Consider the following 14,809-nt stretch of genomic DNA (forward strand, 5'->3'; position numbering starts at 1 on the left):
CTATCAGCGCTTCTTGCCGGACCGACGACGGCGCACGATGAGCTTGTCGCTCTCCTTGCCCGGCCGACGGGTACGGCCCTCGGGCTGACCCCAGGGCGACACCGGATGGCGACCACCGGAGGTGCGGCCCTCGCCACCACCATGCGGGTGATCGTGCGGGTTCATGACCACGCCACGCACGTGAGGGCGCTTGCCCTTCCAGCGCATGCGGCCGGCCTTGCCCCAGTTGATGTTGGACTGCTCGGCGTTGCCGACCTCGCCGATGGTGGCGCGGCAACGAGCATCCACGTTGCGGATCTCGCCGGACGGCATGCGCAGCTGCGCATACGGCCCTTCCTTGGCGACCAGCTGCACGGAGGCGCCGGCGCTGCGGGCGATCTTGGCACCGCCACCGGGGCGCAGCTCGATCGCGTGGATCACGGTGCCCAGGGGGATGTTGCGCAGCGGCAGGTTGTTGCCGGGCTTGATGTCGGCCTCCGGACCGTTCTCGATCCAGTCGCCCTGACGCAGCTTGGCCGGCGCGAGGATGTAGCGCTTCTCGCCGTCCAGGTAGTGCAGCAGCGCGATGCGCGCGGTGCGGTTGGGGTCGTACTCGATGTGAGCGACCTTGGCGTTCACGCCGTCCTTGTCGTGACGGCGGAAGTCGATCACGCGGTAGGCCCGCTTGTGGCCACCGCCCCGGTGACGGGAGGTGATACGACCGTTGTTGTTACGACCGCCGGACTTGGACAGCGGGCGGACCAGCGACTTCTCCGGCGTCGATCGGGTGACCTCGACGAAGTCGGCGCCACTCGAGAAACGACGACCGGGCGTGGTCGGCTTGCTCTTACGAATTGCCATGTGGGATTCCCTCAGACTCTCTTCGGCTCCTCGGATATCGGCCGCCTCAGGCGACCGACCCTCCGAAGATGTCGATGGCTCCGTCAGTCAGGGTGACGATGGCGCGCTTGGTGTCCTTGCGCTTGCCGGTCCCGAAGCGCGTGCGGCGCGTCTTGCCCTGACGGTTGATCGTGTTGACCGAGGAGACCTTGACGTCGAAGACCTTCTCGACGGCGATCTTGATCTCGGTCTTGTTGGCGTCGGCAGCCACCAGGAAGGTGTACTTGCCCTCGTCCATCAGCCCGTAGCTCTTCTCGGAGACGACCGGGGCCAGCAGGATGTCGCGGGGGTCCTTGTTCAGCGCGCTCACTTGGCGGCCTCCTCATCCGACGAGGCGGACTCCTTGACCGCGTTCACGAAGCCGGCGGCCTTGGCGGCCTCCTCGCTCGCGAACCAGACCTCAGCCTTGGTGCGGCCGTACCACGGGGAGTCCGGGGTATGGAACTTCATCGAGTCCTGGTTGCCCTTGATGGTGAAGCCCTCAGGGGCGGAGCCATCGGCCTGAGCGGCCGCGGATCCCTCACCGAAGGGCGCCTCCTCGGCGGCAGCCGGAGCGGCCGGAGCGGCGGCGGGGGCCGCAGCAGCCTTCGCCGAGGCGAAGGTCGAGGTGGACAGGGCCAGGGTCGCCTGGGCCACGAAGTCCTCGAGCGCACCGGAGGTGAAGACCACGTCGTCGGAGAGCATGACGTCGTAGGTGTTCACCTGGTCCGCGTAGAGGACATGGGTGGAAGGCAGGTTGCGCGAGCTGAGCGCGCCCAGGTCGTCGTCGCGACGCACGACCACCAGCAGGTGGCGACGGTCCGAGACGTTGGCCAGGGTCTGGCGCACGGCCTTGGTCGAGGCGACCTCGCCCGCGAGGAGCGAGGAGACGACGTGGACGCGGCCGTTGCGGGCCCGATCCGAGAGGGCTCCGCGCAGGGCGGCGGCCTTCATCTTCTTCGGGGTGCGCTGGCTGTAGTCGCGCGGCACGGGGCCGTGGACGACGCCACCGCCGGCGAACTGCGGCGCACGCAGCGAGCCCTGGCGGGCACGACCGGTGCCCTTCTGCTTCCAGGGCTTCTTGCCGCCGCCGCGCACCTCGGCGCGGGTCTTGGTCTTGTGGGTGCCCTGGCGACCTGCCGCCTGCTGGGCGACGACCACCTGATGGATCAGGGGCACGTTGGTCTGCACGTCGAAGATCGACGCAGGCAGCTCGACGGAGCCGGACTTCTTACCGGCCGGATCGAGCACGTCGACAGTCAGATTCGCTGCCATCGGGCTCAGGCCTCCTTCGCGGGGGTCTTGACAGCCGAGCGGACGAGCACGAGGCCGCCCTTGGGGCCCGGGAGGGCACCCTTGACGAGCACGAGGCCCTTCTCGACGTCGACCGCGTGAACGGTCAGGTTCTGGACACTGGTGCGGTCGCCGCCCATGCGGCCAGCCATGCGCTGACCCTTGAACACGCGACCGGGGGTGGAGGCGCCGCCGATGGAACCGGGCTTGCGGTGGTTGCGGTGCGCACCGTGGGAGGCGCCGACACCGGCGAACCCGTGGCGCTTCATGACGCCCGCGGTGCCCTTGCCCTTGGAGGTGCCGACGACGTCGACCTTCTGGCCGGCCTCGAAGATCGAGGCGTCGATCTCCTGACCGAGGGTGTACTCCGCAGCGTTGACGGTGCGCAGCTCGACGAGGTGACGGCGCGGGGTCACGCCGGCCTTCTCGAAGTGGCCCTTCAGCGGTGCGGACACCTTGCGCGGGTCGATCTGCCCGTAGGCGATCTGCACCGCGTCGTAGCCGTCGGTCTCGACGGAGCGGACCTGGGTGACGACGTTCGCACCGGTCTGCACGACGGTGACCGGGACGAGCTTTCCGTTCTCGTCCCAGACCTGCGTCATGCCGAGCTTGGTGCCGAGCACGCCCGCGACGGGGGTGGCCTTCTGGCCGGTCAGTTCGTTGCTCATGTCCACCACCCTCAGAGCTTGATCTCGATGTTGACATCCGCCGGCAGGTCGAGACGCATGAGCGAGTCCACGGCCTTGGGCGTGGGATCGACGATGTCGATCAGTCGCTTGTGCGTGCGCATCTCGAAATGCTCACGGGAGTCCTTGTACTTGTGCGGCGACCGGATGACGACGAACACGTTCTTCTCGGTCGGCAGCGGCACCGGGCCCACAACAGTCGCGCCGGCACTGGTGACCGTGTCGACGATCTTGCGCGCCGAGCTGTCGATCACCTCGTGGTCGTACGACTTGAGCCGGATGCGGATCTTCTGTCCCGCCATGGCGTCCTGTCTCTCTTCTTCGTCTGGCATGGATGCAGCCGCTCTCCGGTACCCGAGGACGGGCGTGTCGGCCCCTGCGGGGCACATGAGCCCAGCACGAGGCCGCCGAGGATCGGCTGCTTCTGCGACTGATCCCTGTGACGATGCGCGATCCGAGCCAGGGGCAGGGTTCGCATCCTCGGGACGGGCCTCATCCGGTGATCATTCGCCGAGGGAGACCCTCGGAGAACGGAACCGGGCATGTCGGCCCGCGCAGACAACTTGAACAGTCTGCCAGAGACTCATGCGGTCCCACAAGAGAGAGGGGGGTGCACCGGGTCACATGCACCCCCGCCTGCTCACTTGTTCGTGCTCGGCCCGATCCCGCCCTGCAGCTGGCGCTGGAAGATCATGTAGACGATCAGCACCGGGAGGATCGTGATCGTCACGGAGGCGAACATCGCTCCCCAGTCGGAGTCGTATCCCTGCTGCGCCTGCATGTTCGCCAGGCCCTGGGCGAGCACGTACTTGTCACGATCCGTGTTCAGCACGATCGGGATGAGGAACTGGTTCCACAGTCCCAGGAAGTTGAAGATCGTCACGCTGGCCATGCCCGGGCCCGCCATCGGCAGCATCACCTGGAAGAAGGTCCGGAAGTCACCGGCGCCGTCGATCGCCGCCGCCTCTCCGATCTCCTCCGGCAGCTGCCGGAAGAAGGCGTAGAGGAAGAAGACGGTGAACGGCAGCGCGAAGCCCACGTACGCCAGGATCAGCCCGATGTACGTCCCGCGGATGTGCAGGGACTCCATGATGAAGAACAGCGGCACTACGGCGAGGAACAGCGGGAAGGTGAGCCCGGCGATCAGCGAGTAGTAGAGGATCCGTCGGCCCGGGAACTCGTAACGGGCCAGGACGTAGGCGCACATCGCCCCGAGCAGCATCACCAGGAACAGCGCACCGCCGACGACCAGGATCGTGTTGCCGAAGAACCGTCCGATCCCGGCTTCCGTCCAGGCGTTGGTGAAGTTCTCGACCTTCCACTTCTCGGGCATCGAGAACGGTGAGGAGAGGATCTCGCCGGAGGACTTGAACGAGCTGAACGCCGTCCAGAGCAGCGGGAGGATCACCACCAGAGCCCAGATCGTGAGGACCACCTGCGCGATGACGGTGAAGATCCGGTCGCCGGTGCTGGCGCGCCGACGGCGCGGGCTGGGGCGTGACTCGGCGGAGGGACGTCCGACGGCCGCGGGGTGCTGCAGATCGGCGCTCATCGGTCCTCCTTCTTCTGGCGCGTGCCGAAGAGGACCAGGACAGCCATCAGCATCGTCAGCAGGGCCATCACCACGCCCATGGCGGAGGCCAGACCGAACCGCGACTCGCTGAACGCGGTCTGGTACAGGTACCGCGAGACCACCTCGGTGCTCTTGCCGAGGCCTCCGTTGGGAGTCATGACGTTGATGTACACGAACATGTCCAGCGCCATGATCCCCATGTACACCGCGGCGGTGGAGACGTTCTCCCGCACCATCGGCAGGATCACCGCGACCGAGAGTCGGAACCGACCGGCCCCGTCGATGCGGGCCGCCTCGACCACCTCCGAGGGGATCGACTTGATCGCCGCGACGAAGAGCACCATGTAGAAGCCCACCAGCGACCACACCACCGCCGCCATGATCGCGGCGAGAGCGAAGCGTCGATCACCCAGCCACGCGATCTGGATGTCCAGTCCGACCAGGCCCAGCATCCCGTTGAGCAGGCCGCCGTTCGGGGAATAGATGAAGGCGAAGAGGATGCCGATGACGACGGCGGGGATGACGTAGGGGAAGAAGCTCACGACCCGGAAGATCGTCGCTCCCCGGATGCCGCGGATCGCTCCGCGGGTGTCCCCGCCGACGGTGACCAGGATCGCCAGCGCGAAGGCCAGGGTGATCGTCACCGTGGGCAGCACGACCAGCATGATCAGGTTGTTGCGGAGCGCCTTGCGGAAGACAGGGTCCTGGAAGAGCGTGACGTAGTTGTCCAGGCCGATGAACTGGGGTGCTCGCGCGAGCCCGCGCCAGTCGGTGAGCGAGTAGTAGAACGCCTGGAGGAACGGCGAGACCACGAAGACGACGTAGACCAGCATCGGCAGCCCCAGGAAGAGGGCGAAGAACAGGATGCGGGACGGTGTGAGGCGAGGCCGCCTCCCCCGGGAGCGCGGAGCGCTCTCCGGGAGAGCGGCCGTGGGGACTGCAGCCATCATTCGACGTCGAACTTCTCGATGCTGTCGTCCTCGCGGATCTTGTCCACCGCCTCCTGGGAGCGCTCACGGGCCTCATCGGCGGTGATGTCGCCGTTGAGGAACTCCGCCCACAGCGGCTTGAAGACCTCGCCCATCCCGTACCAGTCGGTGAAGTTGTAGGTGAAGACGTCCTCGCCGGCGGTCTCGATCATGGAGCTCACCGAGGACAGGGCGGTCGAGCCGAAGCCGTCCTCGGGGATGGTGTCCTTGACGATGGTCATCGATGAGGTGAGCTTCGAGAAGTTCTCGCACTGCTCCTTGGAGAGCATCACGCGCAGGAACTCCAGCCCGCCCGCGCCGTTGGCCGCCTCGCTCGGGACCATGAACGGCTCACCGGCCGCACCGTGGATCGCTGCGCCGCCCATCGCCGCCCCGTCGGAGAGCATCGGAGTCGCGACCCCGGTCATGGCGTAGTCCTCGGGGGTGGTGCTGCGCTGCTCGTTCTCGATCCAGGATCCCGAGGGGTACATGACCGCACTGCCGGTGACCCACTCCGTCTGCGCCTCGGTGTGCTTGATGCCGGCACCGCCGGAGAGGAAGTACCCCGCCTTGACGGCCTCCTCGATGGCGGCGAAGGCATCGACGACGGTGGACTGCTCGTACGCGGCCGCGTCGAGCGTGTCCAGGGCCGTGGCGACCTCGCGGCCGCCCTCCTTGATCGCCATCGACAGGGCGAGCTCGTGGTAGTAGTCCGCGGCGTTCTGCCCGCCCCAGGCGAACAGCGCGAGGTCCTCCCCCTTGGCGGCCTCACCGATGGTCATGACGTCATCCCAGGTGGCAGGCGCCTCCCATCCCTTGTCCTCGAACTGCTTGGCCGAGTACCACAGGGCGAACACCGTGTACATGTAGTTCAGCGCGTAGAGCTTGCCGGAGTACGTGCCCGGCACGAGGACTCCCGGCAGCAGAGAGTCGCCGATGGTGCCGCCGTCGAGCGAGGGTGCTTCGATCAGGGCGGCGAGCTCTGCGAGGCTGCCCTCGGAGATCAGGGCGCTCGCGTTCATGGACTGGGCGCCGGAGTTGTCGAACAGGTCCGGCGGATCACCGCCGATGAAGCGGGGCTGCAGGTCGGGCTGGATGTTCACCGTGGAGGAGACCTCCGCGGTCGCCTCGGGGTAGAGCTCCTCGAACTTCGTGCCGGCATCCTTGGCGTACTGGTCTCCGTAGCCGCCGTTGAAGATGACCACGTCGACGGTCGAGTCCGCCTCGATGCCGAAGGGGTTCTCGTCGCTGACCTCGCCTCCGCCCTCGGCGACGGCTCCGCCGCCGCCCGTGTTCTCCTCACCTCCGCCGCCGCCGGTGGCGCAGGCGCTGAGCGCCACGGCTCCGGTGCCGAGGGACGCGAGCGAGAGGAACCGGCGCCGGGAGGCGCCCAATCGGTCCAAGGGGGTCTCGAGCTGGGAATCGCGCTGTACGTCCATGATCGCCTCATTCGTGGATCGTCGTTGATTACGAGTGCTGGAAGGACCTTAGTACGCAGTGGACACCTGTCGCGTTGAATCCCCCGGACGCGCCCTCAATCGTTACCTGCGGCGTCCACCTCCCGTTCGGATCGTCTCCAGGTTCCTCCCCCACGACTGATCTACCGTAGGAGCATGACCCAGTCGCCGCAGTCCCCCCGCGCCACCTCCCCGCTGACCGCGCGCCTGTACCACCTCGAGTACCCGCGCTCCCTCGGGGTCTACAGCACGTACCAGGAGGTGCAGTCCGTGGTGGACACCCTGGCGGACAATCACTTCCCGGTGCAGAGCACGCTGATCGTGGGCACGGACCTGAAGCTCATGGAGCGGGTGACCGGACGGAAGACCTGGGGTCGCGTGGTCGGTCAGGGGGTGCTGTCCGGGCTGTGGATGGGGCTCTTCCTGGGCCTGCTGCTGCTCCTGATCACGCCCGGGGACCTCATGATCGTCGTCTCCAGCGTCGTCATGGGCATGGTGTTCTTCACCGTGTGGTCGGTGATCGGGTACGCGATGACCGGCGGCAAGCGGGACTTCACCTCGATGACCGCGACCATCCCGATGCAGTACGAGCTGCTGGTCGAGCACAAGCACGCCGAGCAGGCGCGGAGCATCCTCGCCGAGTCCGGCGCCGCCCCCGCCCCGATGCGCATGGCGGCCCCCTCCCCCGGACATGCCGCTGCTCCCGGGCAGGCCCCCGCCCCCGGGCAGTTCCCGGAGCGGCCCGCGGTCCCGCGGCCGGCCGAGTCTCCGCATCGGGGCACGCCGACGGGGTACGGCACGCCGGCCGGGCCGACGGGATACGGCGCACAGGCCGGGCCGGCGCCGGCGCCCGGCGCGGCCTCCCCGTCGTCCGCCGCGCCGCCCCGTCCCTCCTACGGCCGGCCCGCGGCGGAGACCACGGCACCGGAGTCCGCGCGCAGCGCCCGGCCCTCCTTCGGCCAGCCGGCCGGCACCCCCCTGCCCGAGAGCGCCTCCCCTGCCCCGTCCCGCGGTGGTGACTCCTTCGGCGTCTCACCGGGCCGCGGCGAGGGCTCCCCTGCCGCGCCGGAGGAGCAGGAGCAGGACGGCCCCGCTCGCTGAGTCCCGCTGAGCCGGAGCTCTCGAGCGCTCCTGCCCAGGCGGCCCCCTCTCCCCCACGCCGTGAGCGTCGGGTCGGGAGGGGGCCGTCCGTCGTCCGGGGCGTCCGCCCTCCGCGGCGACGTGCACCTCAGCGCATGCGAGAGGGCCCCGCACCGGTCTTCCCGGTGCGGGGCCCTCCTGTGCTGTTCAGCTCTCGCCGAGCGAGCGCCTCACGGCTGCGGGGTCTCCCCCGCGGTGATCACTTGGTGATCTTGGTGACGCGGCCGGAGCCCACGGTGCGGCCACCCTCACGGATGGCGAAGCCGAGGCCCTCCTCCATGGCGATCGGCTGGATCAGCTCGACCGTCATCTCGGTGTTGTCGCCGGGCATGACCATCTCGGTGCCCTCAGGCAGCGTGATGACGCCGGTGACGTCGGTGGTGCGGAAGTAGAACTGCGGGCGGTAGTTCGAGTAGAACGGGTTGTGACGCCCGCCCTCGTCCTTGGACAGGATGTAGACCTGCGCCTCGAAGTCCGTGTGGGGGGTGATGGTGCCGGGCTTGGCCACGACCTGGCCGCGCTCGACGTCCTCACGCTTGGTGCCACGCAGCAGCAGACCGCAGTTCTCGCCGGCCCACGCCTCGTCCATCTGCTTGTGGAACATCTCGATGCCGGTGACGATCGTCTTCTGCGGCTCGCGGATGCCGAGGATCTCGACCTCGGAGTTGATCCCGAGCTTGCCGCGGTCGACCTTGCCGGTCACGACGGTGCCGCGGCCCTGGATCGTGAAGACGTCCTCGATGGGCATGAGGAAGGCCTGGTCGAGATCGCGGACCGGGTCCGGGATCTTCTCGTCCACGGCCTCCATGAGCTCCTCGACGGACTTGACCCACTTCTCGTCGCCCTCGAGCGCCTTGAGTGCGGACACCTGGATAACCGGTGCGTCCTCGTCGAAGCCCTGAGCACCCAGCATCTCGCGGACCTCCATCTCGACGAGCTCGAGGATCTCCTCATCCTCGACCATGTCGGACTTGTTGAGGGCTGCGAGCAGGTACGGCACGCCGACCTGCTTGGCGAGCAGAACGTGCTCACGGGTCTGAGCCATCGGGCCGTCGGTGGCGGCGACCACGAGGATCGCGCCATCCATCTGAGCGGCGCCGGTGATCATGTTCTTCACGTAGTCGGCGTGGCCCGGGGCGTCGACGTGCGCGTAGTGGCGCTTGTCGGTCTCGTACTCGATGTGCGAGACGTTGATCGTGATGCCGCGCTGCTTCTCCTCGGGCGCGTTGTCGATCGTGTCGAAGTCACGCTTCTGGTTGACCTCGGGGAACTTGTCGTACAGAACCTTCGAGATCGCAGCGCTCAGCGTGGTCTTGCCGTGGTCGACGTGACCGATGGTGCCGATGTTGACGTGCGGCTTGGTCCGCTCGAACTTGGCCTTCGCCATGATGGTGTCCTCCTAGGACTTCTAATCGTGGTACTTCTGGATCGGGAACGGATCCCGCCCTGGTGGGCGGAGGTCCGACGGGAGCTGCGGGGGAAGCAGGAGAAGGAGACTACCTGTTTCCCCCGACTCCTCACTCGCCCCGGGTCTTCGCGACGATCTCCTCAGCGATGCTGGAGGGGACCTCCGAGTAACTGTCGAACTGCATGGTGTACATCGCACGACCCTGGGTCTTGGACCGCAGGTCGCCGACGTACCCGAACATCTCCGACAGCGGGACGAGAGCACGGACGATCTTGACCCCGCTCGCGTCCTCCATCGACTGGACCTGACCTCGCCTGGAGTTCAGGTCGCCGATGACATCTCCCATGTACTCCTCCGGAGTACGGACCTCGACGTCCATGAGCGGCTCGAGGATGATCGGCTGCGCCTTGCGCAGGGCCTCCTTGGCCGCCATGGAGCCGGCGATCTTGAAGGCCATCTCCGAGGAGTCGACGTCGTGGTATGCGCCGTCGAGCAGGGAGGCCTTCACGTTCACGACCGGGTAGCCGGCCATGATGCCGCCCTGGAGGGCGTCCTGGATGCCCGCGTCCACGCTCGGGATGTACTCGCGCGGGATACGACCGCCGGTGACCTTGTTCTCGAACTCGTAGAACACGCCCTCCTCGGCATCGGTCAGCGGGCCGAAGGTGAGCTGCACCTTCGCGAACTGGCCGGAGCCGCCGGTCTGCTTCTTGTGGGTGAAGTCGAACTTCTCCACCGTCCGCTTGATCGTCTCGCGGTAGGCCACCTGCGGCTTGCCGATGTTGGCCTCGACGTTGAACTCGCGACGCATGCGGTCCACGAGGATGTCGAGGTGCAGCTCGCCCATGCCCTTGATGACGGTCTGGCCGGTCTCCTCGTCGAGCTCCACCTGGAAGGTCGGGTCCTCCTTGGCGAGCTTCTGGATGGCCACACCCAGCTTCTCCTGGTCACTCTTGGTCTTGGGCTCGATCGCGACCGAGATGACCGGCTCCGGGAAGCTCATGGACTCCAGCTGGATCGGGTTCGCCGAATCGGTCAGGGTGTCACCGGTGGTGGTGTCCTTGAGGCCGATGAACGCGTAGATGTGGCCCGCGAAGGCCTCCTCCACCGGGTTCTCCTTGTTGGAGTGCATCTGGAACAGCTTGCCCACGCGCTCCTTCTTGCCGGTGGTGGCGTTCAGGATCTGATCGCCCTGCTTCACCTGGCCGGAGTAGACGCGCACGTAGGTGAGCGAGCCGAAGAACGGGTGCGCCGCCACCTTGAAGGCGAGCCCGGAGAAGGGCTCGTCCCAGTCGGGCTTGCGGGTGAGGACCGTCTCCTCGTCGCCCGGCTTGTGACCCTCCATCGGGGGCACGTCCAGGGGCGAGGGGAGGTAGTCGATGACGCCGTTGAGCATGGGCTGGACGCCCTTGTTCTTGAAGGCGGTGCCGCAGAAGACCGGGTACGCCTCGGAGTTGACGGTCATCGACCGGATACCGGACTTGAGCTCGTCGAGCGTGAGGTCGCCCTCCTCGAGGTACTTGTCCATGAGCTCCTCGGAGCTCTCGGCCACGTCCTCGACCAGCTTGGCGCGGTACTCCTCGACCACGTCCGCCAGGTCCTCCGGGATCGGGATCTCGCGCTGCCACTGGCCGAGCGAGGGGTCACCCTTCTTGGAGTTGATCGCCGGCATGTCCTCCTCGAGGGTGTCCGGCCAGTCGTAGGCCTTCATCTCGACGAGGTCGACGATGCCGGTGAAGTCGTTCTCCGCACCGATCGGGACCTGCATGACCAGCGGCTTCGCACCGAGGCGGTCCACGATCGTCTTCACCGTGAAGAAGAAGTCGGCGCCCAGCTTGTCCATCTTGTTGACGAAGCAGATGCGCGGGACCTCGTACTTGTCGGCCTGGCGCCAGACGGTCTCCGACTGGGGCTCCACGCCCTCCTTGCCATCGAACACGGCGACGGCGCCGTCGAGCACGCGGAGCGAGCGCTCCACCTCGACGGTGAAGTCGACGTGCCCGGGGGTGTCGATGATGTTGATCTGGTTGTCGTGCCAGTAGCAGGTCGTCGCGGCCGACGTGATCGTGATGCCGCGCTCCTTCTCCTGCTCCATCCAGTCCATCGTCCCGGCGCCGTCGTGGGTCTCGCCCATCTTGTAGTTCACGCCGGTGTAGAAGAGGATGCGCTCGGTCGTGGTGGTCTTCCCGGCATCGATGTGAGCCATGATGCCGATGTTGCGGACCTTGTTCAGGTCGCTGAGCACTTCAAGTGCCACGGGCTGTGCCTTTCTGGAGAACGGATGCTGGTGGAGCTGCCGGAGGGCGGTCGGTGGGGCCCACCCGCAAGGGCGGGCCCCACTGTGGACTCACCAGCGGTAGTGAGCGAAGGCCCGGTTGGACTCGGCCATCTTGTGGGTGTCCTCGCGACGCTTGACAGCGGCGCCGAGGCCGTTGGAGGCGTCCAGGATCTCGTTCATCAGACGCTCGGTCATCGTGTTCTCGCGGCGGGCACGGGAGTAGCTGACCAGCCAGCGCAGCGCCAGCGTGGTGGAGCGGCCCGGCTTGACCTCGATCGGGACCTGGTAGGTCGCACCGCCGACGCGGCGGGAGCGGACCTCGAGGGAGGGCCGGATGTTGTCCAGCGCCTTCTTCAGGGTGACGACCGGGTCCTGGCCGTTCTTCTCACGGGCGCCCTCGAGCGCGCCGTAGACGATGCCCTCGGCGACGGTCTTCTTGCCGTCCAGGAGGATCTTGTTGATGAGCTGCGTGACGATCGGCGAGCCGAAGACGGGGTCGACGGCGAGCGGGCGCTTGGGAGCGGGGCCCTTACGAGGCATTACTTCTTCTCCTTCTTGGCACCGTAGCGGGAGCGGGCCTGCTGGCGACCCTTCACGGACTGGGTGTCCAGAGCGCCGCGCACGATCTTGTAGCGCACGCCGGGCAGGTCCTTCACACGGCCGCCGCGGACGAGCACGATCGAGTGCTCCTGAAGGTTGTGGCCCTCGCCGGGGATGTACGCGGTGACCTCGACGCCGGTCGACAGCTTCACGCGAGCGATCTTGCGCAGCGCCGAGTTCGGCTTCTTGGGGGTCTGGGTGTAGACGCGCGTGCAGACACCGCGGCGCTGGGGCGAACCCTTGAGCGCGGGCGTCTTCGAGGAGGACGAACGAGCGTCCCTCCCCTTGCGCACCAACTGCTGAATAGTGGGCACAGCTTCTCTTCCTGTTCGGCCACCGGCGCTGTTCACGCCGACAGATCGACAACTTCGGCCGTTCTCACGGCCGGCGACCCGACTCGCCGCCTCCCCGGCCCGGGAGGCTCTGCGGATCGACCCGCCCGACAGGTGATGGCACCTGGCGGGCGTCCTGGAGGACCGTGATCGATGCCCACGGGCGGGAGACCGGGCCAGGTCTCCGACTCGCAATCGGGCACGCCGCGAGGATCCGCTCCTCGCGGGGGACACCCCCCGCAACCCCTGAGGGCCACGAGTCAGTCCCGGGTCACGACCAGAGGGCACTCCGGACGCACGTTGAGTCTACTGACGCGCCCGGGATGCGGTCAAAGCTTCCTTGGACTTCCGACGCAGATCACATGACGCCACATGTCCTCCGACTTGCCTCACGTCGGACGGAGGCGGTACCGCGCGCACAGAGACTCTCGCCCTGCGCCTGCCCCTGTCGCGCGGCCGGCGACGTCCTGAACGGCCCAGAACGCGGCGAGCGCGCCGCACGGGGTGCGACGCGCTCGGGCGCTGGACGAGGGGGATCCCCCGCAGCAGCTCGCTCAGCGGATGCCGAGCTTGGAGGTGCAGGACGGCCAGGCGCCCCAGCCCTGCTGGGCCTGGACCTTCTGGGCGATGTCGATCTGCTGGGCGCGGGTGGCCTGGTTCGCGGTCGAGGCGTACTTGCCGCCGCCGAAGGCGGTCCAGGTCTGGGCGCTGAACTGCAGGCCGCCGTAGTAGCCGTTGCCGGTGTTGATCGACCAGTTGCCCCCGGACTCGCACTGGGCGATTCGGTCCCAGACCCCGCCGGAGGGAGCGGTCGGCGCGGAGGCCCCGGTGTTGCCGGAGGACTCCGAGGAGCCGGAGGACGACTCCGAGGACGACGAGTCCGACGAGGAGGACTCCGAGGAGGAGCGGTCCGAGCTGCGGTTCGACTTGGTGCTCGTGGAGCGCTGCTCGGGCTCCGGCGCGGGGGCCGGCTTCTCCTTGGTGCCCTTGGCGACGACCTCGGTGACGGGCTCGGAGACGACCTCCTCCGAGACCAGCTCGGACTCGGTGACCTCTCCGTCCACGACCGTGTCGAGGAAGACCTTCTCGGTGGAGCCGGCCTTGCCCTCGGTGGTGGTCTTGGTGGTGCCCTCGTACAGGGAGTCGTCCTCGACGGTCTTGGTCTCGAACGGGATCTTCTCGTTCTCGGTGCGCTCCTTCTCGCGCACGCGCTGGATCTCGTGCGTCGCACCGTCCTCGAGCACGGTGTCGCGGGGGACGTCCGCGGTGTCGGTGTCCTCGATGTTGCGGAGCACCTTGTCCATCGCCTCGCCCACGGTCAGCGCGGTGACCTCGAAGGTGTCCTCGCCGTACTGGCCCACGAAGGTGACGGTCTTCTGGGTGACGACCTCGATCTGTCCGTCGGCCTCGCTGAGTGTGCTCTCGGGCTTCGGGGTGATGGCGGCGCCCTCGGCGGTGTACTCGGCCTCCTCGAGGGCGTCGGCGACAGTGTCACCGGTGGTCAGCAGCTCCTGCTCCGCGCCGTCCACCGTGACGGTGACCGGGGTGCGCTGGATGACCTGGATGTCGATGCCATCGGTGACCGCCTCCTCGAGGCCCGGCAGCACGAGGTCGGTGTCCTTGACCTCGATGCCCTGCGCCGCGAGCAGGTCGCCGACGGTGGGCTGCGTGAAGGTGCGCACGGTGCTCTGCTCACCGTAGACGCTGAGCTGGGCCTCGTTCGACATCGCGAAAGCGGTGCCACCGCCTCCGACGGCGACGACTGCAACGGTCGCGGCGCCGATGATCCACGGGGTCTTCTTCACTGGTCCACCTGTTTCCTGCCGCGTTCGCGCGGCGTAGCCTGTCGTTCCCTGAGCGTCGGACCCCGCGGGGCGGGGCCTGCAGCTCCGGCACGCGCGCACCGCCTGTCAGGGGCGCAGCAGGAAAGCTTGCGTGGGAACTGCCTGGGTCCATGCTTTCGCGGTTCGGACGGATCCGTAAGGGCCTCGGCAAGACCTTGAGGAAGCACCCACGAGGGCTTTACCCTCTCGTGAACTTCGGGGTCTGCCAGGTCACCCTGCACCTCCCTGTGCGCTCCCTGGGCGCGACCTGGCCCACAGCCGGTCGTCCGCCCGGGCATCGGTCCCGGGCGCGACATCCGTGAAGCGCCGGGGTCCGACCTCGCCAGCGGCGGAGAACCCACGGCCGCCAGGACGCACAGGACGGGCGGCCCC

At 67.7% G+C, this 14,809-nt stretch carries 14 protein-coding genes; 1 reads left to right on the top strand and 13 read right to left on the bottom strand.

Annotated elements, in window-relative coordinates; genetic code table 11:
• Positions 1-3 precede the first annotated feature (3 nt).
• From rplB to ngcE, 8 genes are all read right to left on the bottom strand, one after another.
• Entirely contained in the window at positions 4-840 is an 837-nt protein-coding gene (gene rplB, locus VF289_RS15145) for a 50S ribosomal protein L2 (protein ID WP_330884738.1), read from the bottom strand.
• A gap of 46 nt (positions 841-886) precedes the next feature.
• Complete coding sequence (gene rplW, locus VF289_RS15150) at positions 887-1,189, bottom strand: 50S ribosomal protein L23 (protein ID WP_330884739.1); 303 nt, start codon at positions 1,187-1,189, stop codon at positions 887-889.
• Complete coding sequence (rplD, locus tag VF289_RS15155; protein ID WP_330884740.1) at positions 1,186-2,133, bottom strand: 50S ribosomal protein L4; 948 nt, start codon at positions 2,131-2,133, stop codon at positions 1,186-1,188. The genes rplW and rplD overlap by 4 nt, the downstream gene beginning before the upstream one ends.
• A 5-nt stretch (positions 2,134-2,138) precedes the next feature.
• On the bottom strand, positions 2,139-2,819 hold the full coding sequence (rplC, locus tag VF289_RS15160; protein WP_330884741.1) for a 50S ribosomal protein L3: 681 nt from the start codon (positions 2,817-2,819) through the stop codon (positions 2,139-2,141).
• Positions 2,820-2,830: 11 nt separating this feature from the next.
• Entirely contained in the window at positions 2,831-3,139 is a 309-nt protein-coding gene (gene rpsJ / locus VF289_RS15165) for a 30S ribosomal protein S10 (protein ID WP_010550334.1), read from the bottom strand.
• Between the two features lie 338 nt (positions 3,140-3,477).
• Entirely contained in the window at positions 3,478-4,389 is a 912-nt protein-coding gene (locus tag VF289_RS15170; protein ID WP_330884742.1) for a carbohydrate ABC transporter permease, read from the bottom strand.
• Positions 4,386-5,360, bottom strand: coding sequence for a sugar ABC transporter permease (locus tag VF289_RS15175; RefSeq protein ID WP_330884743.1), 975 nt, complete (start codon positions 5,358-5,360; stop codon positions 4,386-4,388). The genes VF289_RS15170 and VF289_RS15175 overlap by 4 nt, the downstream gene beginning before the upstream one ends.
• Positions 5,357-6,817, bottom strand: a complete 1,461-nt coding sequence (gene ngcE, locus VF289_RS15180) for an N-acetylglucosamine/diacetylchitobiose ABC transporter substrate-binding protein (protein WP_330884744.1) — start codon at positions 6,815-6,817, stop codon at positions 5,357-5,359. Before ngcE ends, VF289_RS15175 begins: the two co-directional genes overlap by 4 nt.
• Positions 6,818-6,991: 174 nt before the next feature.
• Here ngcE and VF289_RS15185 point away from each other — a divergent pair, with 174 nt between their 5' ends.
• Positions 6,992-7,936 (top strand): general stress protein, encoded by a 945-nt coding sequence (locus VF289_RS15185; protein WP_330884745.1) that lies wholly within the window; start codon positions 6,992-6,994, stop codon positions 7,934-7,936.
• Between the two features lie 238 nt (positions 7,937-8,174).
• Here VF289_RS15185 and tuf read toward each other — a convergent pair whose 3' ends face one another.
• The 5 genes from tuf to VF289_RS15210 form a co-directional block, all read right to left on the bottom strand.
• Entirely contained in the window at positions 8,175-9,362 is a 1,188-nt protein-coding gene (tuf, locus tag VF289_RS15190) for an elongation factor Tu (RefSeq protein ID WP_330884746.1), read from the bottom strand.
• 130 nt (positions 9,363-9,492) lie between these two features.
• Complete coding sequence (gene fusA / locus VF289_RS15195) at positions 9,493-11,640, bottom strand: elongation factor G (RefSeq protein ID WP_330884747.1); 2,148 nt, start codon at positions 11,638-11,640, stop codon at positions 9,493-9,495.
• A gap of 90 nt (positions 11,641-11,730) precedes the next feature.
• The gene (gene rpsG / locus VF289_RS15200) at positions 11,731-12,201 is read right to left on the bottom strand and encodes a 30S ribosomal protein S7 (protein WP_299298842.1); all 471 of its coding nucleotides are present in this window, start codon (positions 12,199-12,201) and stop codon (positions 11,731-11,733) included.
• Positions 12,201-12,575, bottom strand: a complete 375-nt coding sequence (gene rpsL / locus VF289_RS15205; protein ID WP_087484111.1) for a 30S ribosomal protein S12 — start codon at positions 12,573-12,575, stop codon at positions 12,201-12,203. Before rpsL ends, rpsG begins: the two co-directional genes overlap by 1 nt.
• A gap of 572 nt (positions 12,576-13,147) precedes the next feature.
• Complete coding sequence (locus VF289_RS15210) at positions 13,148-14,398, bottom strand: transglycosylase family protein (RefSeq protein ID WP_330884748.1); 1,251 nt, start codon at positions 14,396-14,398, stop codon at positions 13,148-13,150.
• Positions 14,399-14,809 lie beyond the last annotated feature (411 nt).

This window comes from Brachybacterium sp., assembly GCF_036379615.1.
Taxonomy (GTDB): Bacteria; Actinomycetota; Actinomycetes; order Actinomycetales; family Dermabacteraceae; genus Brachybacterium.